22 protein-coding genes are annotated in these 25,933 nt (G+C 71.0%); 4 read left to right on the forward strand and 18 right to left on the reverse strand.

What is annotated here, in order from left to right; genetic code table 11:
- Positions 1-57: 57 nt before the first annotated feature.
- The 5 genes from J2S22_RS30910 to J2S22_RS13590 all read right to left on the reverse strand — a co-directional run bounded on the left by J2S22_RS30910 (position 58) and on the right by J2S22_RS13590 (position 7,167).
- Positions 58-630 (reverse strand): CarD family transcriptional regulator, encoded by a 573-nt coding sequence (locus J2S22_RS30910; protein ID WP_370878206.1) that lies wholly within the window; start codon positions 628-630, stop codon positions 58-60.
- A 728-nt stretch (positions 631-1,358) separates the two neighbouring features.
- On the reverse strand, positions 1,359-1,694 hold the full coding sequence (fdxA, locus tag J2S22_RS13575; RefSeq protein ID WP_272775423.1) for a ferredoxin FdxA: 336 nt from the start codon (positions 1,692-1,694) through the stop codon (positions 1,359-1,361).
- A gap of 244 nt (positions 1,695-1,938) precedes the next feature.
- Entirely contained in the window at positions 1,939-2,316 is a 378-nt protein-coding gene (locus J2S22_RS13580) for an RNA-binding S4 domain-containing protein (RefSeq protein WP_272775424.1), read from the reverse strand.
- Positions 2,317-2,319: 3 nt separating this feature from the next.
- The gene (locus tag J2S22_RS13585; protein WP_272775425.1) at positions 2,320-5,757 is read right to left on the reverse strand and encodes a helicase-related protein; all 3,438 of its coding nucleotides are present in this window, start codon (positions 5,755-5,757) and stop codon (positions 2,320-2,322) included.
- A 555-nt stretch (positions 5,758-6,312) separates the two neighbouring features.
- The gene (locus J2S22_RS13590; RefSeq protein ID WP_272775426.1) at positions 6,313-7,167 is read right to left on the reverse strand and encodes a DUF3108 domain-containing protein; all 855 of its coding nucleotides are present in this window, start codon (positions 7,165-7,167) and stop codon (positions 6,313-6,315) included.
- 245 nt (positions 7,168-7,412) lie between these two features.
- Here J2S22_RS13590 and rpmB point away from each other — a divergent pair, with 245 nt between their 5' ends.
- Together rpmB and J2S22_RS13600 are read left to right on the forward strand one after the other, a co-directional pair.
- Entirely contained in the window at positions 7,413-7,724 is a 312-nt protein-coding gene (gene rpmB / locus J2S22_RS13595) for a 50S ribosomal protein L28 (protein ID WP_272775427.1), read from the forward strand.
- A 179-nt stretch (positions 7,725-7,903) separates the two neighbouring features.
- Positions 7,904-8,521 carry a Uma2 family endonuclease gene (locus J2S22_RS13600; protein ID WP_272775428.1) on the forward strand — a complete coding sequence of 206 codons (618 nt, stop codon included), beginning with the start codon at positions 7,904-7,906 and terminating at the stop codon, positions 8,519-8,521.
- Positions 8,522-8,561: 40 nt separating this feature from the next.
- Here J2S22_RS13600 and puhE read toward each other — a convergent pair whose 3' ends face one another.
- The 13 genes from puhE to bchF form a co-directional block, all read right to left on the reverse strand.
- Entirely contained in the window at positions 8,562-9,593 is a 1,032-nt protein-coding gene (puhE, locus tag J2S22_RS13605) for a putative photosynthetic complex assembly protein PuhE (RefSeq protein WP_272775429.1), read from the reverse strand.
- A gap of 18 nt (positions 9,594-9,611) precedes the next feature.
- Positions 9,612-10,697 (reverse strand): magnesium-protoporphyrin IX monomethyl ester (oxidative) cyclase, encoded by a 1,086-nt coding sequence (gene acsF / locus J2S22_RS13610; protein WP_272775430.1) that lies wholly within the window; start codon positions 10,695-10,697, stop codon positions 9,612-9,614.
- Positions 10,694-10,996, reverse strand: a complete 303-nt coding sequence (locus J2S22_RS13615; RefSeq protein WP_272775431.1) for an O2-dependent cyclase accessory protein — start codon at positions 10,994-10,996, stop codon at positions 10,694-10,696. Before J2S22_RS13615 ends, acsF begins: the two co-directional genes overlap by 4 nt.
- Positions 10,993-11,460, reverse strand: coding sequence for a photosynthetic complex assembly protein PuhC (puhC, locus tag J2S22_RS13620; RefSeq protein ID WP_272775432.1), 468 nt, complete (start codon positions 11,458-11,460; stop codon positions 10,993-10,995). The genes J2S22_RS13615 and puhC overlap by 4 nt, the downstream gene beginning before the upstream one ends.
- Before the next feature lie 13 nt (positions 11,461-11,473).
- A complete protein-coding gene (gene puhB / locus J2S22_RS13625; protein ID WP_272775433.1) occupies positions 11,474-12,133 on the reverse strand; it encodes a photosynthetic complex putative assembly protein PuhB in 660 nt (219 codons plus the stop codon).
- Positions 12,130-12,912: a photosynthetic reaction center subunit H gene (puhA, locus tag J2S22_RS13630; protein ID WP_272775434.1), complete on the reverse strand. Its 783-nt coding sequence runs from the start codon at positions 12,910-12,912 to the stop codon at positions 12,130-12,132. The genes puhB and puhA overlap by 4 nt, the downstream gene beginning before the upstream one ends.
- Positions 12,913-12,935: 23 nt before the next feature.
- On the reverse strand, positions 12,936-14,384 hold the full coding sequence (locus tag J2S22_RS13635; protein ID WP_370878207.1) for a BCD family MFS transporter: 1,449 nt from the start codon (positions 14,382-14,384) through the stop codon (positions 12,936-12,938).
- A complete protein-coding gene (gene bchM / locus J2S22_RS13640) occupies positions 14,381-15,079 on the reverse strand; it encodes a magnesium protoporphyrin IX methyltransferase (protein WP_272775435.1) in 699 nt (232 codons plus the stop codon). The genes J2S22_RS13635 and bchM overlap by 4 nt, the downstream gene beginning before the upstream one ends.
- Before the next feature lie 82 nt (positions 15,080-15,161).
- Positions 15,162-16,115: a ferredoxin:protochlorophyllide reductase (ATP-dependent) iron-sulfur ATP-binding protein gene (gene bchL, locus J2S22_RS13645; RefSeq protein ID WP_272775436.1), complete on the reverse strand. Its 954-nt coding sequence runs from the start codon at positions 16,113-16,115 to the stop codon at positions 15,162-15,164.
- Positions 16,112-19,726 (reverse strand): magnesium chelatase subunit H, encoded by a 3,615-nt coding sequence (locus J2S22_RS13650; protein WP_272775437.1) that lies wholly within the window; start codon positions 19,724-19,726, stop codon positions 16,112-16,114. The genes bchL and J2S22_RS13650 overlap by 4 nt, the downstream gene beginning before the upstream one ends.
- Positions 19,701-21,380 (reverse strand): ferredoxin:protochlorophyllide reductase (ATP-dependent) subunit B, encoded by a 1,680-nt coding sequence (bchB, locus tag J2S22_RS13655; RefSeq protein WP_272775438.1) that lies wholly within the window; start codon positions 21,378-21,380, stop codon positions 19,701-19,703. The genes J2S22_RS13650 and bchB overlap by 26 nt, the downstream gene beginning before the upstream one ends.
- Before the next feature lie 3 nt (positions 21,381-21,383).
- On the reverse strand, positions 21,384-22,673 hold the full coding sequence (locus tag J2S22_RS13660) for a ferredoxin:protochlorophyllide reductase (ATP-dependent) subunit N (protein ID WP_272775439.1): 1,290 nt from the start codon (positions 22,671-22,673) through the stop codon (positions 21,384-21,386).
- Positions 22,670-23,203 (reverse strand): 2-vinyl bacteriochlorophyllide hydratase, encoded by a 534-nt coding sequence (bchF, locus tag J2S22_RS13665; RefSeq protein WP_272775440.1) that lies wholly within the window; start codon positions 23,201-23,203, stop codon positions 22,670-22,672. Before bchF ends, J2S22_RS13660 begins: the two co-directional genes overlap by 4 nt.
- Before the next feature lie 323 nt (positions 23,204-23,526).
- Between bchF and J2S22_RS13670 the strand changes: the two genes are divergently transcribed.
- Positions 23,527-24,423: a cobalamin B12-binding domain-containing protein gene (locus J2S22_RS13670; protein WP_272775441.1), complete on the forward strand. Its 897-nt coding sequence runs from the start codon at positions 23,527-23,529 to the stop codon at positions 24,421-24,423.
- Positions 24,424-24,539: 116 nt separating this feature from the next.
- Positions 24,540-25,916 (forward strand): transcriptional regulator PpsR, encoded by a 1,377-nt coding sequence (gene ppsR / locus J2S22_RS13675; protein ID WP_272775442.1) that lies wholly within the window; start codon positions 24,540-24,542, stop codon positions 25,914-25,916.
- Positions 25,917-25,933: the final 17 nt, after the last annotated feature.

Below are 25,933 nucleotides of genomic sequence, written 5' to 3' on the forward strand. Positions count from 1 at the left end.
CGGTTTCGGTGAACGGAGCGTTGCCGGGCTCGCCCGAGCCGGCGCCCCGAGCCGGCCTCAGGCCGCCTCGGCTTCCGCCTCGTCGTCCTCGGCGCCCTTGCCGGCGGCACCGCGCTTCGGGCCCTTGGCGAGCGCCGCCTCGATCTCCTTCACGGCCTCGGTGTCGGTGATCCGCTGCACGGCCGAGATCTCGCGGGCGAGCCGGTCGAGAGCGGCCTCGTAGAGCTGGCGCTCGCTGTAGGACTGCTCCGGCTGGCTCTCGGACCGGTAGAGATCGCGCACCACCTCGGCGATGGCGACGATGTTGCCGGAATTGATCTTGGCCTCGTACTCCTGTGCCCGGCGCGACCACATGGTCCGCTTCACCCGCGCGCGGCCCTTGAGGGTCTCGAGCGCGCGCTTGACGATCGGCGGCTCGGCGAGCTTGCGCATGCCGACGGCGCTGATCTTCGCGGTGGGGACCCGCAGCGTCATCTTGTCCTTGACGAAGTTGATGACGAACAGCTCGAGCTTGTGGCCCGCGACCTCCTGCTCCTCGATCGCCGTGATCTGGCCCACGCCGTGCGCCGGATACACGATGAACTCGTTCGTCTTGAAGCCTTGACGCTGGGTCGTCTTCTTGTTGGACATTCCGGGAACTGCTCCTTCAACCTCCGGCGTCTTGCCGGGGTCCTCCACCCGAGGGCGGGCGGATGGTTTGGCCGAGGCCTTGGCGGTTGCCTTGACGGTGGCCTTGGCCTCCGGCTCGACATCCGTTTTCGTTTTGGCGACCGGCTTCGGGGCCGGCTTCGCAGCCGGCTTGGCAACCGGCTTCGCGGCCGGCCGGGTGACCGGCTTGGCCGCCGGCGGGGTGACCGGCTTGGCGGCCGGCTTGACCGCTCGAGTCGGGGGTTCTTCCGGCTTGGCCGGCTGTTTGGCGACCGCGTTGCCGCGGCGCACATGATCGCGCGTCGTCTTGGTCGTCCGGCGACGGGTTGCCGCCGACGCTTTGGTGGACGCCTTGGAGGTGATCTTAGACGCGGCCTTGGAAGGGGTCTTGGCGACGACCTTCTTCGACTTCGACTTGTGACGAGTTTTTGCTGCCACTGTGATCGCGCGCTTTCTCGCAGAAAGTCACGCCTCCGTATGACGGTTCCTAAGGAACGCCCCGAAAAAATATGCTCCCGGGAGGGAGCGGTCGGAGCCGTGATCTCATGTGTGATGCTTATATATCACATTCTTTGCAAAAAACAAAGCCGTACAGTGCGGCATTCGGCCATCACCGTACCTGATCAACATTAAATTTTAGATATTTGGCGAAGGTCGGGCAGGCGACCGCTCGGGCCGCGTGCCGTCCGCCCCGTGCACCCGTCCGCCGATCAGTCGCCGGAGCCGGGATTCGGCGAGAAAAACTGCATCTTGCCGGGCTTGCCGTCCCACTCCTTGTGGTCGGCCGGCGGGTCGCGCTTCACCGTGACGTTCGGCCAGCTCTTGGCATACTCGGCGTTCAGGCTCTGCCACTGCTCGAGGCCCGGCTCGGTGTCCGGCTTGATCGCCTCCGCGGGGCATTCCGGCTCGCAGACACCGCAGTCGATGCACTCGTCCGGATGGATGACGAGCATGTTCTCGCCTTCGTAGAAGCAGTCCACGGGACACACTTCGACGCAGTCCATATATTTGCACTTAATACAGTTTTCGGTAACGACATAAGCCATGTTCAGCTCCGGCCGGGACCCGCGGCGCTTTTCGCCCGTCCCTAGCGCATCGGCCCGGGACGTGCAAGCGAACGGCCCGGCTCGATCGGCGAAAAAGCCCCGACCGTGGCGTCGCGGCCCGACATTCGCCGCAGCCTTCGAAGCTCGCCCGCGCCCGCAGCCGTCGGCCCCGCGGTCGAAGAAAATCCGAATCCGACGAGAACCATCGGTGCCCGGGCGATGCGCGGTGTCCTGCGGCCGCCGCTCACTCCTCCTCGCCGCGCAGCCGATCGAGGGTGCGCCGGTCGCGCTTGGTCGGACGTCCGGCCCCACGGTCGCGACTCGCGGCCGGCGGGGATGATTCGTCCGGCTCGGCCGGGGTTTCGTCGCGGAACAGGACCTGGGCGTCGGTCGCCGAGCCGCGCCGCTCGGCGAAGCCCGTGACGGTCAGCACCCGGACCCGGCTGTCGAGGGCCACCGTGACGACGTCGCCGACCTTCACGGGCCGGCTCGCCGCGTCGATCCGGGCCCCGTTGACCCGGACACGGCCAGCCGCCGCCAGCGCCGCCGCGGCGCTGCGGGTGCGCACCACCCGCGCGTGCCACAGCCACTTGTCGATGCGCTGGCGCGTGCCGTCGACCAACTGTCAGTGCTTCTCCTTGGCGCTCGCCTCGAGCTGCGCCTTGAGGGCGGCGAGCTTGGCGAACGGGGAGTTCGGATCCGGCTCCTTGTTGCTCCGGTCCGCCCGCTCGTCGCGGCTCTGATAGGTCCGCGGCGGCCGCTCGGAGCGGTCCTGCCGGTCGGACCGGCGCCCGCCCTCGTGGCGCGGCCGGTCGGAACGGTCGCGGTCCGGGCCGCCGCGCGGACGCCCGCGCGCCTGCCGGTCGCCCTCGCTCCGCTCGGAACGCTCTCCCCGGTCGTGGCGGCCGCGCCGATCGCCATGGTCGTGCCGCCCGCCGCGGTGGTCGGGACGGTCGCCCCGCGCCTCGGTCCGCTCGGCCGGCGCCGCCTCGCCTTCGACGGGCGCGGCCGGCGCGCCGGCTGCGGCCGTGGCGGCCGCCTGGCCCTCCGGACGACGGCCCGGGCCGCCGCGGTGATGGCGCTTCGGCCCGCCGCGCCGCTCGTCGTGCGGGCGGCCGGGACGCCAGATCTCGATGAACTGCGGCTCCTCCGGCGTCGCGGCGGCGGTCGCCGCCGTCTCGGCGACGATCTCGGCGGCCTCGGCTCCGGGCTCGGCGACGGCGGCCTCGGGCTCGGGCTCGGGCTCGGCCTCCGCCTCGACAGCCGGTTCGGGCGGCGCCTCCGCGGCGATGTCGGGCGACGCCACGATCTCGGGGGCGGGCTCCTCGGGGGCCGGCTCCTCGGCGATCGACTCGTCCGACCCCGACTCCTCGGCCGGGGCCGCCGCGGGCGGCGCCTCGGCTGCCGCCTCGGTCGCGTCGGCCTCCTGGTCGGGGGCGATCGGCACCTGCTCGTCGCTGGCGGCCGGCTCGGCCGCGACGGCCTCCGCGGCCGGCGCCTCGGCCGTGACCTCCGTGGCTGGCTCGGTCGCGCTCTCGGCGGCGATCTCGACCGTGGTCTCGGCCGGCTTGGCCTCGGCTGGCGGCTCCGGCGGCTTCGGCCGGCGCTCGACCCGGTAGCCGAGCGCCTTGAGGATCGAGGCGAGGTCCTCGCCGGACGAGCCGGTGAGCGAGGTCATCGCCTGGGTGACGACGAACCCCGAGCCGTCGAAGGCGCCGGCCGGCTTCTCGCCGGGCGCGTTGGGCCGCCAGCTCAGGGCCGGGCGGATCAGGTCGGCGAGCCGCTCCAGGATGTCGACCCGGACGGCGCGCTCGCCGCAGACCCGGTAGCCGATGGTGCGGTAGAGCGGCCGCGGCACCGCCTTGTCGACCGCGAAGGAGGTGCGGCCCGAGGCGGCGAGGCGCTGCAGGTCGTCGAGCCCGGTGGTGTCGACGTCGCCGTGCTTCAGCGCCCACAGTTCGGCGGCGAGCGCCCGCGGCGCCGGCTTGAGCAGACCCGGGACGTAGACGTGATAGGCCCCGAAGCGCACGCCGTGCTTGCGCAGGGTGGCGCGCTGGGCCTGGTCGAGCGCCTTCAACTCCTCGGCGATCTTGAAGCGCTCGAGAACGCCGAGCGCCTCGACCAGCTGGAACGCGATGCCGCGGCCGATGCCGGTGATGTCCTCGGCGGCGCCGAGCACGAACAGCGGCGCCAGGATCCGCTCGATATGGGTGCGGGTCCACAGGTCGAGCCGGGTCTGCACGTGCTCCAGCGCGGCGCCGGTCAGGTGCTCGTCCGCCAGGATCTTGACGCGCGGGCGCAGGACGTTGTCGCCGGGCAGGAGCTTCGCCACCGGCTCGCCCATCCAGCGGAGCAGACCGTTGGAGGCGAGCACGAACTGGCTGTCGGGCGCGTGCGCGAGGCGCCCGGCGCGGGCGTCGATCTCGCCGGCCAGCGCCTTCTGGGCGGCGGCCGACAGCGCCTTGCTGTCGGTGCCGCCGGTGGTCGCCTCCGGTGCGAAGCGGAAGCCGTCGAGCCGGCCGATGACGTGCCCTTCGACGACGACCTCGCCCGTCTTGGTGATCTCTGTTTCCAACATCGCATTCTCTCGCAGACGCCGCATCAGGACGCTGGTGCGGCGGTCGATGAATCGTTCGGCCAGGCGTTCGTGCAAGGCGTCCGAGAGCTTGTCCTCGATGGCCCGGGTGACGCCCTGCCAGTGCTCGGGATCGCCGAGCCAGTCCGGACGATTGGCGACGAAGGTCCAGGTCCGGATGTGTGCAATTCGCGTAGACAGCGTATCGATACCGCCCTCGGTGTGATCCGCAAGGGCGACCTGTCGAGAAAACCAGTCGATCGGTATCGTACCTTCGCGCGCCAGGAAACCAAAGAGGGAGACGACCATCTCGGCGTGCGCGGCAGGCGAGATCTTGCGATAGTCCGGGACCTGACAGGCCTCCCACAGCCGCGCGATGTCGGCCGGCTTGCGGGCGAGATCTCGCACCGTGTCGTCACGCATCGCGTGCTCGAGCACGAGGATGTCCTCGGCGATCGGCGCCCGCGTGAGGCCCGGCAGGGTCGGCGTCGCGGCGAGCGAGGCCGACAGCGCACCGAGCGACGAGAAGTCGAGCTCGGTGTTGCGCCACTGCAGGACCTTCACGGGCTCGAAGGCGTGGCTCTCCAGCGCCTGCACGAGCTCCGGCTCGAAGGGCGGGCAGCGGCCCGTGGTGCCGAAGGTGCCGTCGCGGGTCGCGCGGCCGGCCCGGCCGGCGATCTGGCCGAGCTCGCCGGGGTTGAGCCGGCGATACTGGTAGCCGTCGAACTTGCGGTCCGACGCGAAGGCGACGTGGTCGACGTCGAGATTGAGGCCCATGCCGATCGCGTCGGTGGCGACCAGATAGTCGACGTCGCCCGACTGGTAGAGCGCCACCTGGGCGTTGCGGGTGCGCGGCGACAGTGCCCCCAGCACCACCGCGGCGCCGCCGCGCTGGCGGCGGATCAGCTCGGCGATCGCGTAGACCTCCTCGGCCGAGAACGCGACGATGGCGGTGCGGCGCGGCTGGCGCGACAGCTTCTTCTCGCCCGCGAAGGTGAGCTGCGAGAGACGGGGCCGCGAGATCACGTTGGCGCCCGGCAACAGCTTCTCGACCATGCCCCGCATCGTCGAGGCGCCGAGCACCAGGGTCTCCTCGCGGCCGCGCCGGTTGAGGATGCGATCGGTGAAGACGTGGCCGCGATCGAGGTCGGCGCCGAGCTGCACCTCGTCGACCGCGACGAAGGCGACGTCGAGATCGCGCGGCATCGCCTCGACGGTCGAGACCCAGAAGCGCGGATTGGCCGGCTTGATCTTCTCCTCGCCGGTGATCAGCGCCACCGCGTCCGGTCCGACCCGGTCGACGACCTTGTTGTAGACCTCGCGCGCCAGGAGGCGCAGCGGCAGCCCGATCAGGCCGGACGAATGGCCGAGCATGCGCTCGATGGCGAGATGCGTCTTGCCCGTGTTGGTCGGCCCGAGCACGGCGGTGACGCCTGAGCCGCGGGCGCGGGAGTCGCGAACGGTGGGGGACGAGAACGTGATGGGCATCGCTTCTCTGGACCGGAGGTGCCGCCGTCAGGACGGCCGGCGACACGAAAAGGGGCGCGCCGGATCGCATGCGACGGCGCGAGGCGGAGCCTCTCGGGGCAGTCTGTGGGACGTCATGTCCGGGTCCGTTCCTGTGCGGGCGGCGCGTTTCCGGAAGGCGCGTCGCGCCTGCCGCGACCCCGCGGGCTGCCGGCGCCCCCGTGGCAATCCGCGTCCTTCCACCGTGAGGCGTGGACCGGCGGTCCTCTCTTAGCCGCTTTCGCCGGCGCACCCAAGCCTCGCCTCGCCATCGGCGGCCCGATCCCGGACCGTTTTACCGATCTCCTGTCCCGGAATGCGACGTTTCGGCCCGCCTGCGGCGACCCCGGTTAAGTCCTTGGAACGACTCTCGAACGAATCGCGGCCGAATCGCTGACTCGCACCGAGTCGAGATTCGTTCTCTCCCACATCTCGCGACCGCGACGGCCGCACCCCCTGCATCGTGTGGCGGGACGAATCGGCTCCGGCCGGTCTCGCAGCCCGACAGTTAACGCGGCGGCGAATCGGGTGCGCGGCTCAGGGAATGCGCGCGCTGGTCGGGGTCGGCCGGGTGGAGCTCGGCAGCGAGACGAACTGGGTCGCCTCCAGCACGCCGAGGCCGAACGGCGTCGGGATCATGATCTTGTAGGGCACCACCACGCGGGTGCCGGCGAGCGGCGCCATCCAGGCCTCGATCTCGCGCTGGCGCGTCAGATAGGTGATCGCGGGCCGGTCCGGCACGTAGCCGGCGATCGGCCGGAAGGCGACGGCGCAGACCGCCACCGGCCCGGCATAGCCACGCTCGGCCCGCACCGTCTCGAGCCGCTTGAACGACAGCTGCAGATCGAACCGCATCCGGCCGTCGAAGATCGCCAGCTTGCGGGCGCAGGCCTCCGGACCGACCGGCTGGGCGGCGCCCGGCACCCGGATCAGTGCCGCGCTCATCGGGTCGGTGACGCCGCGGCGATGCGCGTCGGTGACCGGCAGGCGCTCGGGCTGCGGCGGCGAGGGCGGCTCGACCGAGACGTCCTTGACGGTGCCGTTCTGCAGCACGATGCGCAGCTCCTCGGACTTCTTGTCCGAGGTGAGGCTGGACGCGTAGGTGGACGGTGAGAGATTGCCGTTGCGGACATGGCCGCGCGAGGCGCTCGACCCCTGCCCGCTGGCGAACAGGCGCACGATGCCGGCCGTGGTGCCGCTCGCCGCCGCCGTGTACTGGTCGTCGGCGATGTCGATCACCCAGGCGCCGCGACCGATCGGAATGCCGGCCAGCGTCGCGACGTAACGGGCGTCGAGCTTGCCCTGCGCCATGGCCGGCTCCGCACCGCCGAGGCCGGCGATCGCGGCCAGTACGCAGAGGAGCGGGCGGGTGGCGAGACGGCCGGACGACACGTGGGTCGGATCCTCGCAGGGCGTTTGGCGATGGGCGGCAGCCCGACCTGTGTCGGGGTCGAATACGTCGTTTCTATGATGTTTCCGCAGGGTGGACCGGCCCGAAACGACCGTGCTTTCGGCCGGGCGGACGCTTGACGCCCCCGCCCGCCCTCTCTATACGTCCGCGATCCCAGATCGAGCTTCGCTCGCGTCCGGTCCCGCGCGCGCGTGGATGGGCGGAATTACAGATCATCGAGGTTTCCATGTCGCGACGATGCGAACTGACCGGGAAAGGGGCGCTCGTCGGCCACACGGTCAGCCATTCCAACATCAAGACCAAGCGGCGCTTCCTGCCGAACCTGGTGAACGTCACGCTGCAGTCCGAGGCGCTCGGACGGGGCGTGCGGCTGCGCATCTCGGCCAACGCGCTGAAGAGCGTCGACCACCGGGGCGGCCTCGACGCCTTCCTGCTCAAGGCCCGCGACACCGAGCTGTCGCCGCGTGCCCTGCTGCTCAAGCGCCAGGTCTCCAAGAAGGCCGTCGCCGAGAAGGCCGAGGCCCCGGCCGCGAGCTGAGGCGGACGCCGGGCCGGTCCCGACCGCGCCGTCACCGATCGAAACGCCCCGCGCGGACACTCCGCCGGGGCGTTTTCTTTTTCGGCCGGGCTGTCGCCGTCGGCTGGCCGTCGCGTTGTCGCCGTGCCCGTCATGGCTTACGGTGCCGGGCCGAGCGACGCGGACCTGCGGAGCCTGCGATGGGTGTCGAACCTCACGAGCCGGCACGACCCGGGCGGATGTCGGGCGAGGCGTTCCGCCGGTTCCAGGACGGCCGCCCCGATCACGAGCGCTGGGAGCTGATCGCCGGTGTTCCGATGATGATGACGCCACCGACGATCGCCCACAACCGCATCGCCGGAAACCTCGAACGGCTGCTGAACGACGCCCTCGCCGGCCACGACCGCACCCGCCTCGCGACCCAGCGTCCCGGCCTCGATCTCGGCTCGGGCGACTTCCGCCCCGAGCCCGACGTCGGCGTGATCGACGCCGACTACGCGGCCGGCCAGCGCTTCGTCGAACGCGCCTTCCTGCTCGCCGAGATCGTCTCCGACTCCGACGACGTGCGCGTGCCCGGCACCGACCGCGCCTGGATCGAGGTGAAGCGGGACATCTATCTCGCGCATCCCGCCTGCGAGGCCGTGCTGATCGTCGAGCAGGAGCGGATCGAGGTGCGGGTCTTTTCGCGCGGCGCCGAGGGCTGGATCGCGCAGACCCTGGGCCCGGACGAGGAGACGCTGTCGCTGCCCGGGTTCGGCCTCGCCTGCCCGGTCGCTGCGCTCTACGAGGGCACGCCGCTCAGGCCGCGGCGCCGGTAAGGCCTGGACGCACCTCCGGGCGAGCCGAGCTCCGCCCTCCCTACCCGTGCGGCGGCACCGCCACGGGGGCGGGCCGGACCCGCAGGGCGCGCTCGTCGGGCGTGCGGTCGAGCGTCACGGTCAGGGTGGTGGCGCCGGTGCGGACGACGCGACGGGCCCGGCGGGCCGGCTCGGCCGGCGCCGCTGCGCCCTCGCGGAGCGCCGCCTCCGGACCGGCCGCCATGGCGACGTCGTCGGCCCGCGGCCGGCCGCCGGCGCGCCGGCCGGCCCGGCGCGAGCCGTTGCGGCGCGGGTCGAGGCGGCGGAACCACTCGCGCGACTTCAGGCCCCAGCGCCACAGCGGCACCACCGACATCGGCATCACCAGGAACCAGTGCTCCAGGATCGCCAGTACCATCAGGGTGACGACGAAGGTGAGGCCGGCGGCCTGGTGCGGATCCGTGGCGGCGAGCTGCGAAGCCTGCACGGCCAGCACCGTGGCGATCACGGTCGACGCCGTGACGGTGAACGGGAACAGCCAGTTCATCGGCCGCTTGCGGAAGTAGCCCTTCATGTAGGCGAGATGGTCGGGCAGGAACTCCTCGGTGAGATTGGGCACGCCGAGGAAGATGTTGAGCTTGGTCGAGAGCCGCATCAGCCACAGGATCATGAAGGTCCAGGTGCCGACCTGGTTGGGCTCGCCCCAGCTCGCCGCGGCGACCAGCACGGCCGACACGATGATCCCGATCTCGTGATACAGGATCGCCTCGACCGCGTGGACGAAGTGGCGCCACCCCTTGCAGCCCGGCGGGCACGCGGTGGTGCGCGGCCCGGTGACGTAGCCCATCAGGAACGTGATCTCGTTGAAGCCCCAGACGATCAGCCCGCATGTGAAGGTGCAGTAGGCGCCGAACACGGTCATGTCGTGGCTCGACGCCGCGATCCCCCACAGCGCGAGGCAGTACAGCACCGCGGCGGCCGCGATGCTGTACGGGAACGTCTTCCGCGGCAGCCCGTCGAGGAACAGGATCACGCCCGTGCTGAACCACCACACGAACAGGGTGTACAGGATCGGGATGCCGTAATGGGTCACGCGGCGGATCCTCGGTCGCTACCAGGCGGGAGCGAGACGCACCCGCTCCGGCAGGGTGTTGGGCTTCACGGGCAGCAGATAGAGCCGGGCCAGCGTCCAGGCGCCGACGGCGCCGAGGCGGACCCGGCTGAGTGCGCCGACGAGGCCGCCGCGCGCGCGTGCCGCCGCGCCGTCCTCGGCGATCCGCCACAGCGTGTCGAGGCCGGCCTTGAACTCGGGCCGGTCGATGTCGAGCTCGAGCGGAAAGACCTGGCGGGAGATCTCGGTCGTCTTGCGGAACACCTCGAAGTCGTAGGTCGTCGGGTCCATCCCGATCGCCTTGTGGAACTCCGGCCGCATGTGGTCGCGCACATACATCGTGGCGAACACGGCGAGCAGGAAGAACCGGATCCACAGCTTGTTGAGCCCGGAGATCAGGCTCGGATCGGCGCGCATCAGCAGCGCGAAGGCTTCGCCGTGGCGGAACTCGTCGTTGCACCACTTCTCGAACCACTTGAAGATCGGATGGAAGCGGCGGTCGGGGTGGCGCTCGAGCTGGCGATAGATGGTGATGTAGCGGGCGTAGCCGATCTTCTCCGACAGATAGGTCGCGTAGAAGATGAACTTCGGCCGGAAATACGTGTACTTCTTGGCGCGGCTGAGGAAGCCGAGATCGACCCCGATGCCGAAGTCCTTCAGCGCGTCGTTGATGAAGCCGGCGTGGCGCGCCTCGTCGCGGCTCATGTAGGTGAAGAGATCGCGCACGTCGGGATTCTTGATGCGCTTCTTGATCTCGGCATAGAGCACGCAGCCGGAGAACTCGGCGGTGAGCGACGAGACGAGGAAGTCGACGAACTCCTGGCGCAGCCCGTCGGGCAGAGCATCGAGGTCGGCCTTCCATTCGGCATCGCGGGTGAAGTGGCCCTTGTTGTGGTCGGCGCGCAGCTCCGCCAGCATCGCCTCCCACTCGGCCCGCACCGCGCTGACGTCGAGCCGGTCCATGGCACCGTAGTCGGTGGTGTAGAATCGCGGGCTCAGGATCGTGTCCTGCCTGGCCAGATCCGTCGTGCTCGCCGGATCCGTCGTCATCCGGATCGCTCCGGCGCCGCCTTCCATCGGTATCATTTGGTCCTCCCGGGGGAAAAGCCGACTTCGTAGAGTTCGGTCAGCTCGAAGTACCCGGCGAGGCGCGCCATCAGGCGCTCCACCCGTCCGGCCAGGACCACGGTGGCCCGGCTGTGGACGATGGTGCTCTCGCCGAAAGGGATCGACGTCGGGGCGTCGTGGACGATCACCTCGTCGCCCGGCTCGATCTCTATCCCCTGGAGGTCCACATGAGCGTGCAGGCTGTCCGCCGTCCGCTCGATCTCGATCGTGCACGGCACCTCGACGACGCGCCGTCCGCGTTTCCATGCTCCGATCATCGGGCTCCGTCCCGTCCCTGGAGGAAGCGGCCGAACGCCTCGGCATTGGTGACGCCGAAGGCCGACAGCTCGACATGCCGCCCGGTGCTCGGGTCGTCGAGCGACAGGCGCCCGTCGGTCCACCGGGTGAGACGGAACGGCAGCTCGACGCCGATGTCCTGGCGCCGGCGCTCGCGGGCGAAGCCGCGTAGCGTGCCGCGAATGAAATTGTCCTGGCCGGAGGCGAGCGCGCCGACGGTGCGCCCGTCGGCCGCGTCGACCACCGCCACGGTGCCGTCCGGCCGGTCGACGAAGCGCAGGTCGCGCATCGCCACCGCCACGGCGGCCGCGGGATCGGGCGGCGCCCCGGTCGGCACCGTTCCGACGCCGCGCGAGACCCCGACCGCGACCAGCACGAAGACCAGCAGGGCCGCTGCACCGAGCAGCGGGCCGCGCGGGAACGGCCGGCGCGCGAGGTCGCTCATGAGGCGCTCCGTGTCACGCCGCGGCGCTCGAGGCCTGCGGCAGATCCGGTGTTGCGGGGCTCGACGCGTCGGCGCCCGCCGGCGGACGCTCGGCTCCCGACCGCGCGGCGAGCGCACGGGCGAGGAGCTCGGCGACCTGCGCGGCCTCCGCGACGACGCGCAGCATCGGCTGCGGCCGCCGCAGGTGCCACGGCCGGGCGTGCGGCCACAGGATCGGATAGGCGATCTTGGTGCCGCCGGTGAGGACCACCGGGATGTCGCCCGAGCCGTCGCGATAGAGGCGCAGCGCCGCCGAGCCGATGTGCTTGAACGGAATGTTCAGGGTCATCGGAAAGGCGACGCCGTATTGCAGGACGATCCGGCGGGACGTGATCGTGTAGGTCGTGGTCCGCCGGACCAGATAGGCGAACAGCCCCAGGATGCCGACCGCGGCGAGCGCGAGCGGCACCACCCACAAGGCCGCGACGACGGCCCCCGCGAGGGAGCCCCCGTCCGCATAGCTGGCCGCGCCGACCCACAGGACGATCGCCGCGAAATAGACGGCGACCTTCCGGACGTGGAAGACGTGCACGGCCAGCGGCGCCAGCAGCGGCGCGCCCCGCCAGAGGATCTCCTCACCGTCGGGAAGAGACTCCGGCAGGGGCCGGGGTGCCCAGGGCTTCAGCCATCTCACAGCAGCGGCTCCGCCCGTTCCGGGGTGGCGTACAGCTTGCCGCCGGCGAAGTAGGCCGAGATCTTGTCCTCCTCGAGCGCCGTGATCTGGTTCGGGCTCTTGATCGACGGGACGCCGGCGAACTGGCTCGCCAGCACGGCCGGGACCGAGAGCTCCTTGCGGTCCGCGTGCACATAGGCGAACACGGCCGGCAGCATCACGGTCTTGCCGCCCTTGCCGCCGAGCGCCACCTCGTAGTAGCGCACGATCGGCTCGGCGCGGTCGATCCACAGCTCGGTGACCACCCCGGCGGCTTCGCCGTCGGCCGCGATCACGGTCATGCCGCGCGGATCGGGATCGTTCTCCTCGACCCAGTGGTCGGTGGCGACGCGCAGCGGCACGATGCGGTTCTCGCCTTCCCAGGTGAGATCCGGATGATCGGCGCGGTCCGCATAGGCGGCCGGGCCGACGCCGGTCTTCATCGGGTCGCCGACCGGCTCGAACGGCGAGCCGGCATGCGGGCCGGGCCGGACGCGGGTGTCGATCACCAGCGGCGCGTAGGACGGCACCGTGACGGTGGCGCCGCTCGCCAGCAGATAGGTCTTGGGCTCCGGCGGCCGCGGCCAGCCGACCACCTCGACCTGCCCGCCCGAGGCGACGGTGCGATCGGAATCGAGCGGGTAGCCTTCGCGCTTGTCCTCGCGCCGGAGATAGAAAATCAGCCCGGCGAAAAAGATCCAGAAGGCGTAGAGAACGACTTGGGCGACGTCCATGTATCCAGTGAAGGCGCCGGTTTGCATGAAAGACCTCCGCGCAATGACGGCTAGCCGGGAAATTCGGCCAGACCGAACTTCAGGGAAGATTGCCCTTTCTCGCCCGCGGGACGAACGAGCGGTCCGATGGCAATCAGGGTGATGAACAGCAGTCCGATTTCGATGTGGTAGACGAAGCCGTAGGCGGCCGAGACGTCGGAGAGCGCCGCCCCCAGCCGGCCGCTGGTGGCGAGATCCGCGACGACGTCGCGGATGGCGCCGCCGATCGCGATGGCGAGCCCGGCCGAGGTCGCCTGCACGGCGCCCCAGGCGCCGAGCGCCAGCCCGCTCTCGCCCTCGCGGCCGAGCGACATCGCCGCCGTGAGGGTGCCGACCGAGAACAGCCCGGCGCCGAAGCCGATCAGCGCCGTGCCGACCCGGAACAGCATCGGCGAATCGGTGGGCGCCGAGAAGATGACGGCCGAGAACGCCACGACGCCGGCGACCGCCCCCCAGCCGGCGAGACGGTAGGGATCGACGCCGCGGGAGAGCAGGCGTGCGGCGAGCCCGAAGCCGAACAGGCTGCCGGCCGACATCAGGGCGGTCAGCGCCGTGGTGGCCCCGACCGTGAGATGCAGGACCTGCCCGCCGTAAGGCTCGAGCAGGATGTCCTGCATGGAGAAACCCGCGGTGCCGCAGCCGACGGCGACCAGCACGCGGGTCGATCGTCCGCCCCGGCAGAACGCCTGCCAGGACTCGCGGAACGACGGCGTGGGCCCGTCGCGCCGGGTGCGCGACGGGTCGCGCGGCTCCTGCTTCCACAGCGCCACGCTGTTGAGGATCATGGTGACCAGCGCGGCGCCCTGGATCATCTGGATCAGGCGCAGCGGGCTGAAGTCGGTGAGCCACTGGCCGTAGACCAGCGAGGCCCCGACCATGCCGACGAGCAGCATCACGTAGAGGAAGGCGACGACGCGCGGCCGCTTGTCCTCGGGCGCGAGGTCGGTGGCGAGCGCCAGGCCCGCCGTCTGGGTGGTGTGCAGGCCGGCGCCGACCAGCAGGAAGGCGAGCGCGGCGCCGAGATGGCCGATCCAGGTGGGCCCGTGCGAGTCGCCGGTGAGGATCAGGAGCGCGAACGGCATGATAGCGAAGCCGCCGAACTGCAGCATCGTGCCGCCCCAGATGTAGGGGACGCGGCGCCAGCCCAGCGCCGAGCGGCGATTGTCGGACTTGAAGCCGATCAGCGCGCGGAACGGCGCGAACACCAGCGGCAGCGACACCATCAGGGCGACCAGCCAGCTCGGCACGCCCATCTCGACGATCATGACGCGGTTGAGGGTGCCGTTGAGCAGCACCATCGCCATGCCGACCGACACCTGGAACAGCGACAGCCGGAGCAGCCGGCTCATCGGCAGCTCCTTGGTGGAGACGTCGGCGAACGGCAGGAACTGCGGCCCGAGCGTCCCGAGGATCGCCAGGAATGCGTTTCCGGTTTTTCCGACGCGCCGTTTGGTCGTCATGACGGCAGCAACTCCAGGGCTTGCGACGTGTAGAACCCGACCGCGATGCGCCGCGTGCGGCCGGTGCGCCAGCCCGCGAAGGCCGGCTCGGCGGCGATCAGCTCGCGCAGCCGCTCCTCGCGGACCGGCTCGATCGAGGGCGCCCGATCGCTGCGCGGGAAGAAGCCGCCGACGAAGTGCATCATGGCGAGCGCCGGCGTGCGCGGCGCGAAGGTGAACACCATCGACCGGTCGGTGCGGGCGACCAGACCGGCGATCGCGCGCGCCGCGTCCTCGGCCCGGTAGTGGATCAGCGAGTCCATCGCGACGACGTGGTCGAAGCGGCCGAAGTCGGGCGACAGCATGTCGCCGGCCACGAACGTCACCTTACCGGCGAGATCGCGCGGGATTCGCTCACGGGCGAGGTCGAGCAGCGTCGGCGAGAGGTCGATGGCGACCACCTCGGCCCCGCGGCGCGCCGCCTCGATCGACAGCATGCCGGGACCGCAGCCGGCGTCGAGGATGCGGCGGCCGGAGAGGTCGTCGGGCAGCCACGAGAGCAGCGTCGCGCGCATGTCGTCGCGGCCCTTGCGCACCGTCGCCCGGATGCCGGAGACCGGCGCGTCCGAGGTGAGCCGCGCCCAGGCGTCGGCCGCCGTGCGATCGAAATAGGCCTCGATCTCGCCGCGTCGCTCCTGGTAGGTCCCGCTCTGCATCGCCGGTGTCCTGGTCCCTGTCCTTCGTGTGCCTGTCCTTCGTGTGCCGCGCCGGCATGCGCCGGTCGCGCACGTCCCCCGATCAGTCGTATCCCAGCAGGTCGAAGATCTCGCGATCCTTCAGCGGCGTCGGCGTCAGCGGATCGACCCCGGCCCAGAGCTTCTCGGCGAGCTGCAGATACTCGTTCTGCACCGCGATCACCTCGTCGCTCGGATCCATCTCGAACAGCGTCGACTTCTTCAGGCGGCTGCGGCGGACCACGTCGAGGTCGCGGATATGGGCGAGCGTCCTCAGCCCGGTGCGGCCGCAGAAGCGGTCGATCTCGTCGGTCGCGGCGGAGCGGTTGGCGATCACGCCGCCGACCCGCACCTTGTAGTTCTTGGCCTTCGCCTGGATGGCCGCGGCGATGCGGTTCATGGCGAAGATCGAGTCGAAGTCGTTGGCCGTCACGATCAGGGCGCGGTCGGCGTGCTGGAGCGGCGCCGCGAAGCCGCCGCACACCACGTCGCCCAGCACGTCGAACACCACCACGTCGGTGTCGTCGAGCAGGTGGTGCTCCTTGAGGAGCTTCACGGTCTGGCCGACCACGTAGCCGCCGCAGCCGGTGCCGGCGGGCGGGCCGCCGGCCTCGACGCACATCACGCCGTTGTAGCCCTCGTAGACGAAGTCCTCCATCCGCAGCTCTTCGGAGTGGAAGTTCACGGATTCGAGGATGTCGATGACGGTCGGCACCAGGCACTTGGTCAGCGTGAACGTCGAATCGTGCTTGGGATCGCAGCCGATCTGCAGCACCCGCTTGCCGAGCTTGGAGAACGCCACCGACAGGTTCGACGAGGTCGTCGACTTGCCGATGCCGCCCTTGCCGTAGACGGCGAACACCTTGGCGGTGCCGATCTGGACGCGCGGGTCGAGCTGGACCTGGACGCTGCCCTCGCCGTCCTCGCGGCCCGCAGTTTCGGCGGCCGTGCAGGACCCGCAGACCTCCTGCGGCACGGGCTCTCCGGCGAGATCCGACGGTCGGGGGATGACGGTCATGCGGCGGCTCCTTGGTCGACACCTTCCAGGCGGTCCTCGAGCTCCTCGCCGGCGCGGCGCAGCGCGTCCAGCATGGCCTCGTCGGGCGTCCAGTAGCGACGCTCGTGGGCCTCGAGGAGCCGGTGTGCGACTTTCGCCGAGGCGACCGGATTGAGGTCGGCCAGGCGACGCCGCATCTTCTCGTCGAGCATGAAGGTCTGGGTCAGCTGCTCGTACACCCACGGCGCCACCTGGCCCGTGGTCGCCGACCAGCCGAGCGTGTTGGTGACCTGGGCCTCGATGTTGCGCACGCCTTCGTAGCCGTGCGCGAGCAGCGCCTCGTACCATTTCGGATTGAGGGCGCGCGTATGGGTCTCCAGCGCCACCTGCTCGGCGAGCGTGCGCACCGTGCCCTCGCCGCGTGTCTGGTCGCCGATATAGACGGACGCCGTGGTGCCGCGGGCGCGCTGCACGGCCCGGGTGATGCCGCCGAGCGTGTCGAAGTAGTGGTCGATCGTGGTGATGCCGAGCTCGACCGAGTCGAGGTTCTGATAGGTCAGGTCCACGCTCGACAGCACGTGGCTCAGCACCTTGTCCTGGCGGGCCGGCTTGCCGTCGACCCCGTAGGCGAAGCCCTTGCGCCGCATGTAGGCCTCGGCGAGCTCGTCCTCGTCGTTCCAGCCGCCCTGGTCGATCAGCTGGTTGACGTTGGAGCCGTAGGCGCCGTCGGCGTTGGAGAAGACCCGCAGCGCGGCCTCGGCGATCTCGCCGCCGTTGGCCGCCTGATAGGCGAGCGCGTGCTTGCGCACGAAGTTCATCTCCGGCGGCTCGTCGGCGCTCGCCGCGAGCAGCGCGGCCTCGGCGAGCAGCTTGGTCTGCATCGGCAGGAGGTCGCGGAAGATGCCCGACAGCGTCACCACCACGTCGATGCGCGGCCGTCCGAGCTTCTCCAGCGGCACCAGCCGCGCTCCGCAGACGCGGCCGTAGCTGTCGTGGCGCGGCTCGGCGCCCATCAGCCACAGGGTCTGGGCGATCGGCCCGCCCTCGGTCTTCAGGTTGTCGGTGCCCCACAGGACCATGGCGATGGTCTCGGGCACCGCGTGGCCGTCGGCCTTCCAGCGGGCGAGCAGGCGCTCCGCCTGGCGGGCGCCGTCCTGGATCGCGAAGGTGCTCGGGATGCGGAACGGATCGAAGCCGTGCAGGTTGCGGCCGGTCGGCAGCACGTCGGTGGTGCGCAGGAGGTCGCCGCCCGGCGCCGGCGCCAGGTAACGGCCGTCGAGCGCCTTGACGATCGCCGGCAGCTCGTGGTCGACGGCGAGCAGCTTGTCGAGCTCCGCCCGCTTCACCGCGTCGGTGACGCCGGCGGCCTCGAGCATCTCGGCCCGCTCGCTCTCGGTCGGCACCTCGCCGACCACGTGCAGGCCGTGCGGGATCAGCGTGTATTCGAGCTCCAGCACCTTGTTGGTGAGCGCGCCGATCTCGGTCGCCGGGTCGCCCCAGGCCGGCTCCGCCGGCGCCAGGTTGACGGCCGAGGCCTGCGCCTGCAGCAGCACGGCGAGCGCCGTGCGGGTCTCCGCATCGGTCTCGGGCTCGAGCGCCCGCCAGCGGTCGAGCGACGACTTCAGGTCGAGGAGGCCGCGATAGAGGCCGGCATTGGTGATCGGCGGCGTCAGGTAGCTGATCAGCGCGGCGCCGGCCCGGCGCTTGGCGAGCGTGCCCTCGGACGGGTTGTTGGAGGCGTAGACGTAGAAGTTCGGCAGGTCGCCGATCAGCCGGTCGGGCCAGCACTCGCCCGACATGCCGGCCTGCTTGCCGGGCATGAACTCGAGCGCCCCGTGGGTGCCGAAATGCAGCACCGCATGCGCCCCGAAGTCCTCCTTGATCCAGCGGTAGAAGGCCGAGAAGGCGTGGGTGGGGGCGAATCCGCGCTCGAACAGGAGCCGCATCGGGTCGCCCTCGTAGCCGAAGGCGGGCTGCACGCCGACGAAGACGTTGCCGAACCTCTCGCCGAGCACGAACAGGCTGCGCCCGTCGGTGAGATGGCGGCCGGGCGCCGGGCCCCACTGCTTCTCGATCTCGACGAGATGCTTCTCGCGCCGCACATGGTCGTCGGCCGCGATCCTGGCCGCGACGTTCGCCTCGCTGCCGTGGCGCGCGGAATTGCCCTTCAGGATGGCGTCGCGCAGATCGTCGACGGTCGCCGGGACGTCGACCGTGTAGCCGGCGTCGCGCATCGCCTTCAGGGTGTTGTGCAGGGAGGCGAAGACCGACAGGAAGGCCGCCGTGCCGATGGCGCCGGCATTGGGCGGGAAGTTGAAGATGACGACCGCGACCTTGCGGTCGGCGCGCTTCGCCCGGCGCAGCGCGACCAGCTTGGCGACGCGCGCCGCCAGCGTGCCGGCGCGCTCGGGATGCGAGGTCATCTCGCGCTGGCCCTCGTCGCGCGGGCCGGAGGTCTCGGCCAGGATCGAGCGGCCCCCGAAGGTCATCGGCCAGATGGCGCCGTCGAGCTCGGGGATCGCCACCATCATGGTGGCCTCCACCGGCATCAGGCCGCGCGGATCGGCGTGCCACTGCTCCAGCGTCTGGAACTCGACCGGATGCGCCGCGATGTAGGGCACGTCGAGCCTGGCGAGCAGCTCGGCGGCGGCGCGGGCGTCGTTGTAGGCGGGGCCGCCGACCAGCGAGAAGCCGGTGAGCGAGACCACGGCGTCGACGGTCGCGCGGCCGTCCTTCATGAAGAAGGCCTCGACGGCGGGCCGCGCGTCGAGCCCGCTGGCGAAGGCCGGGATCACCTTGAGGCCCTTCGCCTCCAGCGCCGCGATGACGCCGTCGTAGTGGGCCGCGTTGCGGGCCAGCACGTAGGAGCGCATCACCAGCACGCCGACCGTGCCGTTGGGGCCGGCCGCCGGCAGGTCGCCGAGCTTCTCGGTGACGCGGCCCTTGACCGCCGGATGATAGAGCCCGGTGTCGGGATACTCGACCGGCGCGCCCGCCTTCACGGCGGACCGCAGGCCCTTGCGCGGGCCGTCGGCGTAGCGCTCGACCATCAGGCGCACGAGATTGGCGACGTTCTCGTCGGTGCCGGCGAGCCAGTACTGCAGGACCAGGAAGTAGGCGCGCAGATCCTGGGCCGTGCCCGGGATGAAGCGCAGGAACTTCGGGATCTGGCGCAGCATCTTCATCTGCCCCTGGCCGTTCGATCCCGGCCCTTCGGAGCTCTTGCCGCGCAGCCGCTTGAGCAGGCTCAGCACGCCCATGGTCTCGCCCGACATGCTGAACTTGTGCATGCGGGTGAGGCGCACCACCTCGCCGGCGGCGAGCGCGCAGACCATCGCGTCGCAGCTGTCGCGCCGTGCCTGCAGGGCGGGCAGCACCGGGCGGATGTGCTCGTCGAGGAACAGCATCGTCGCGACGACGATGTCGGCCGCGGCGATGTCGGCGAGGCAGCGCGCCAGCGCCGCGGAGTCGCCGGCCCACTCGTCGGCCGCGTGCATCACCAGGTCGAGGCCGGGCAGCTCGCGCGTCAGGGCGGCGCGGGCGCGCGCCACCGATCCCGCGAGATGGCTGTCCATCGTCACGATGACGACGCGGATCGGCGTCGGGTCACCGGCTGAAATACGCTTTCGCATCGTACAATGTCTCGACCGTGATCAGGGACAGGCCGCGATCCTGCGCGAAGCGCTCGGTATTGCGGCGGGCCTTGCCACGCACGAAGAAGGGAATCTTGTGCAGTTCCTTCTCGGCGTCGGCTGCCCAGCGAAGCGGGGGTGCGGAAACCGGCCCGCCGTCTGCGGACGGGACCGGGGAAACAGGACCGGCCGCCGCGATCGCGAGTGCGGCGGTGGCGGGCGCGGCGTTGGCGGGCACCGGCTCGGGAGCCGGTGCCGACGCGGGCGCCTCGACGCGGGCGCCCGGGGCGGCATGCGAGCCGAGATGCGACGGCGCCGCGTCGGCGTGGAACTCGAAGTCCTCGCGGAACATCTGCAGGAGATGCTCCTCCAGCCCCATCATCAGCGGATGGACGAAGGTGTCGAACAGCACGTTCGCGCCCTCGAAGCCCATCTGCGGCGAATAGCGGGCCGGGAAGTCCTGAACGTGGACGGGGGCCGAGATGACGGCGCAGGGCACGCCGAGGCGCTTCGCCGTGTGGCGTTCCATCTGGGTGCCGAGCACCAGCTCGGGATGGGCGGCCGCGATCGTCTCCTCGACCTCGAGATAGTCGTCGGTGATCAGCGGCGCGACGCCGTACTTGGCGGCGGCCGCACGGAGCTCGCGGCCGAACTCGCGCGAGTAGGTGCCGAGCCCGACCACCTCGAAGCCGAGCTCCTCCGCCGCGACGCGGGCGGCGGCGATCGCGTGGGTGGCGTCGCCGAACACGAAGACGCGCTTGCCGGTGAGATAGGTGGAATCGACCGAGCGGGCGTACCACGGCGCCCGGCTCGTGACGCCGTCGAGCACCGGCGCCGGATCGACGCCGGCCAGCGCCGCCACCTCGCGGACGAAGTCGATCGTCGCGCCGGTGCCGATCGGCACGACCTTGGTGGACTTCTGCCCGAAGCTGCGCTCGAGCCACTGCGCCGCCTGGTAGGCGATCTCGGGATAGAGGACGACGTTGAAGTCGGCCTCGCCGAGGCGGGCGAGGTCGGCCGGGCTCGCGCCGAGGGGCGCGACGACGTTCACGGCGATGCCGAGCCGGTGGAGCAGACCGGTGATCTCGTGAACGTCGTCGCGATGCCGGAAGCCGAGCGAGGTCGGCCCGAGGACGTTGCAGCGCGGAGCCGATGTACTGGCGTGCTCGCCGGGCTCGCGTGCCGTCCGCTTGGAGCCGGGCGGCGGCACGGAGGGTCCTGCGAGGGTGCGGACGAGACGGTAGAAGGTCTCGGCCGCGCCCCAGTTCTCCTTGCGCTGGTACGCGGGCAGTTCGAGCGGCACCACCGGGACCGGCAGGCCGAGCGCCTGGGCGAGCCCGCCCGGGTCGTCCTGGATCAGCTCGGCCGTGCAGGAGGCACCGACCATCAGGGCCTGCGGCCGGAACCGCTCGTACGCCTCCTTGACGGAGGTCTTGAACAGCTCGGCGGTGTCGCCGCCGAGATCGCGGGCCTGGAAGGTCGTGTAGGTGACGGGCGGACGCTTCCGGGCGCGTTCGATCATGGTGAACAGCAGGTCGGCATAGGTGTCGCCCTGCGGCGCGTGCAGCACGTAGTGGACGCCCTCCATGGCGGCGGCGATGCGCATCGCGCCGACATGCGGAGGAGCCTCGTATGTCCACACCGTGAGCTGCATCACCTACACCTTCAGCCGGCTGCGGCGGACGAGCGGGCGGGCGAACAGCTCGGCCAGATCCGCCGCCTGCTCGAAGCCGTGCACCGGGGTGAACAGGAGCTCGATCGACCACTTGGTCGCCAGGCCCTCGGCCTCCAGCGGATTGGCGAGGCCGAGCCCGCACACCGTGAGGTCGGGCCGCGCCGCGCGGGCGCGATCGAGCTGCTTCTCGACGTCCTGGCCTTCGGAGAGCGCCGTGCCGGCCGGCAGCAGCGCGAGCTCCGCGGCGAGATGGCCGCGATGCAGATAGGGCGTGCCGACCTCGACGAGGCGCATGCCGAGCTCGCGCGCCGCGAACCGGGCGAGCGGCACCTCGAGCTGCGAGTCGGGGAAGAAGAACAGGCTCTTGCCGTCGAGCTTCTCGCGCTGGCGGGCGAGCGCGGCGCGAGCCCGCTCGGCCCGCGGCGCCACGACCGCGTCGAAGCGCGCGTCGTCGATCCCGAAGGCCTCGGCGGCGGCGCCGATCCACCCCGTCGTCCCTTCCACGCCGAGCGGGAACGGCGCGGGAAGCCGGGCCGCGCCGCGCTTCTCCAGGAGGCGCGCGGTCTCGGCCAGGAACGGCTGCGCGAGCAGAAGCTTCGTGCGCGGGCCGACCGGCGGCAGGTCGTCGGAGCGGCGCGGCGGGAAGAAGCGCACCCGGTCGATTCCGAGCTCGGCGAACAGGCGGAGGAACTGATCCTCGACCACCTCGGCGAGCGCGCCGACCACGAGCAGCGACGGCGGCGCGTCGGCCGCCTCGGCCGGCATGTCGGGCACCAGCGCGGACAGGCAGGCGTCCTCGCCCTGGGTGAAGGTCGTCTCGATGCCGCTGCCCGACCAGGACAGGATCCGCACCTTCGGGGCGAAGGTCTCCGAGAGCCGCTGCGCGGCACGGTGGAGATCGAGCTTGATCACCTCGGACGGGCAGGATCCGACCAGGAACAGGAGCCGGATGTCGGGCCGCCGCTCGATCAGCCGCGTCACCACCCGGTCGAGCTCGGCATTGGCGTCGGCGAGGCCGGCGAGGTCGCGCTCCTCGATGATGGCGGTGGCGAAGCGCGGCTCGGCGAAGATCATCACGCCGGCGGCGGACTGCAGGAGATGCGCGCAGGTCCGCGAGCCGACCACCAGGAAGAACGCGTCCTGGATCTTGCGGTGCAGCCAGACGATGCCGGTGAGCCCGCAGAACACCTCGCGCTGGCCGCGCTCGTAGAGCACGGGGGCGTCGGTGCACCCGATCTCGGCGGCCGGCCTGGCGGGCGCGATGGCGTTCATCGGGCCGCTCCGGGCGCTGCTTCGGCCAGGCTGGCGGCGGCGTCCATCGCCTCCTGCTGCTTGCGCGCGGCGCGCAGCTTGAGGACGAACTGGGTGGCGTTGACGACGTAGGTGGCGTAGGCGGCGAGCGCCAGCGTCATCTGGGTGGCGACGGCGGCATCGGTCGCCAGCGCCGCCAGATAGGCCGTGTGCAGCGCCAGGACCAGCATGCTGAACACGTCCTCCCAGAAGAACGGCTTCGCGAACAGGTACTTGCCGAAGACCACCTTCTCCCAGATCGAGCCCGTCACCATGATCACGTAGAGGATCACGGTCTTGGCCACGACCGAGACGGTCGCCGCGACATAGCCCTCGCCGGTGGCGAGGAAGCGCAGCACGAGGCCGAGGCTGACCAGGAAGACGAGGAACTGCAGCGGGGCGAGCACCCCCTGCACGATGGTCCATGGCGACGCGTCGCGCCGGCGCCGTTCCTCGGGCGTGTACAGCCCGACGATTGCCGTGTGCGATGCCGCATCGGAGGAAACTTGCATCCGATCAGGATCCGAGTTGCCTGACAATCGGTAATGACACGGACTGTCAACCGCCCTTGACGGACGGGACGCCGGATGGTGCGATGAATCTCCCGCAGCGCCGCGGCCTGCCGCATCTTGCGTTGCGCAACATGCAGACGAGACCACCCCCTCTGAGTCGCCTTTTTGCATCGCGCCGCTCCTTGCGCGTGCCATCGAGAAAGGCAGCCTAGGATGCTTCCCAGGTGGTGTCAACAATTCTGTACGTAAACTAAACTTGACTGTTCATCCCCGCGGGCTTTAACTTGTTGAGAGGCGTAGCTATGGCCGAAGCGAGACCCCAGGTGGCGGCGAGGGATTGGTGGGTCAGGACGAGCGGCTATCCGGGCGACGGCCGTGCCGCCGAGCGCCTCGCCGCACCCGACCTGCAGCGCACCGGTGACTCGCCCTGGTCCGTCGCGGGCGCGTCTCCGGGAGCATCTCCGGTGAACCGGGCGGTCGAATTCCATATCGTTCCGAAGCTGGTGCTGGCGCATCCGAGCCTCTGCGAGGATCTGCCGGGCGCCGGACAGCCGCTGGACTCCGACGAGGTGGCCGAGCTGACCGACCGCGTGCTCGCCGGCGACGACGCCGGCGCGCTCGCCTTCGTCGAGGCGGTGCTGGCGCGCGGCATGCCGGTCGAGCGCATCTATCTCGACGTGCTGGCGCCGACGGCGCGCCATCTCGGCGAGCTGTGGAATCGCGACACCTGCGACTTCACCCAGGTGACGCTCGGCCTGTGGCGCCTGCACCGGGTGCTGCGCGAGTTCAGCGCCGCGTTCCACAGCGAGGTCGAGCACCAGCAGGAAGGCCTGCCGGTGCTCCTCGTGCCGGCGCCGGGCGAGCAGCACACCTTCGGCATCGCGATGGCGGCCGAGTTCTTCCGCCGCGCCGGCTGGCTCGTCTGGGACGCGCCGGTTCCGGCGCGGACCGAGCTCGCCGCCATGGTCCGCAACGAGTGGTTCGCCGTGGTGGGCTTCTCGTTGAGCTGCGAATCCCGGCTGGAGGCGCTCGCCTCGGCCATCCAGATGGTTCGCCGCGAATCCTGCAATCGCTCGGTCGGCGTGCTGGTCGGCGGGCGCGTCTTCGTCGAACGCCCCGACTACGCGTCGCGGGTCGGCGCCGACGCGGTCGCCATCGACGCCCGCCAGGCACCCATTCAGGCCCAGAATCTCGTCGCCGCGCTCGCCCACCGTCCGTGATCGACGCGTCACGCGGCGACCAGGGACGGCGGGCCGACCGGTAACGGCTCGAAAAAGGACTTGGTCGCAACGTGAACGGCTTCAGAGCGCCGATAGAGTCGCTGGGCGAACTGGACGTGAGGGCGGCTGCGACCCTGGTCGCGGCGGCCGCGGACGTTGCGCTCGTCGTCGGCGACAACGGTGTGATCCGCGACATGGCCTGCCAGAGCCCGGAGCTGCAGTCGGCCCTCGAGGGCCACGGCCCGCTGCTCGGCCAGCCCTTCGCCGACACCGTGACGAGCGAGAGCCGCCCCAAGGTCGAGGCCCTGCTGCGCGAGGCCGGGATCGAGGCGACTCCGCGCCGGCAGGTCAACCATCCCTCCCCGCGCGGGATGGACGTCCCGATTCTCTATTCGGCCATCCGCCTGCCCTCCGGCCCCCTGGTCGCGGTCGGCCGCGACCTGCGGGCCGTCGCCGAGCTGCAGCAGCGCCTCGTCGAGGCACAGCAGTCGATGGAGCGCGACTACACGCGCCTGCGCCACGCCGAGACCCGCTACCGGCTCCTGTTCCAGATGTCGCCCGAGCCGGTGCTGATCGTCGACACCGGCACGCAGCGCGTCGTCGAGGCCAATCCGTCGGCCGCCCAGACCTTCGGCGACGTCGGCCGCCGCATCATCGGCCGGCCGCTGCTGGAGGCGTTCGAGCCCGACACCGTGCCGGCCGTGCAGGCGCTGCTCGCCGGGGTGCGCTCGGCCGGCCGCTCGGACTCGACCCGCGCCCGTCTGGTCGATTCCGGACGCGTCGTGTTCGTCTCCGCCTCGCTGTTCCGCCAGGAGAACGCCTCGCTGTTCCTGGTCCGCCTGTCGCTGCCCGAGCGCGACGGCGGCAGCAGCGGCACCGAGAGCCGCACCAAGCTGCTGCGCTTCTTCGAGCACGCGCCGGACGGCATCGTCGTCACCGATCGCGACGGCCGGGTGATCGCCGCCAATCCGGCCTTCCTGGATCTCGCCCAGCTCGCCAGCGAGGAGCAGGCGCGCGGCGAATCGCTGGAGCGCTGGCTCGGCCGGTCCGGCGTCGACCTCAACGTGCTGGTCGCCAATCTGCGCCAGATCGGCTCGGTGCGGCTGTTCGCGACGACGCTGCGCGGCGAGCTCGGCGCCCAGGCCGACGTCGAGATCTCCGCCGCCGCGGTCGCCAACGGGGCCGAGCCCTTCTACGGCTTCACGGTCCGCAATGTCGGCCGCCGCCTGCCGACCGACGCACGCGCCGGCCGCGAGATGCCGCGCTCGGTCGACCAGCTCACCGAGCTGGTCGGGCGGGTGTCGCTCAAGGAGCTGGTGCGCGAGGCGACCGACGTGGTCGAGCGCCTGTGCATCGAGGCCGCCCTCGAGCTCACCGGCAACAACCGCGCCTCGGCGGCCGAGATGCTCGGGCTGTCGCGCCAGAGCCTCTACGTGAAGCTGCGCCGCTACGGGCTCGCCGATGCCGGCGAGCCGGCCGAGAGCGAAGAATGAGCGCCGGTGCCGGCCGT

Source organism: Rhodoplanes tepidamans, from assembly GCF_030813915.1.
Classification (GTDB): Bacteria; Pseudomonadota; Alphaproteobacteria; order Rhizobiales; family Xanthobacteraceae; genus Rhodoplanes; species Rhodoplanes tepidamans.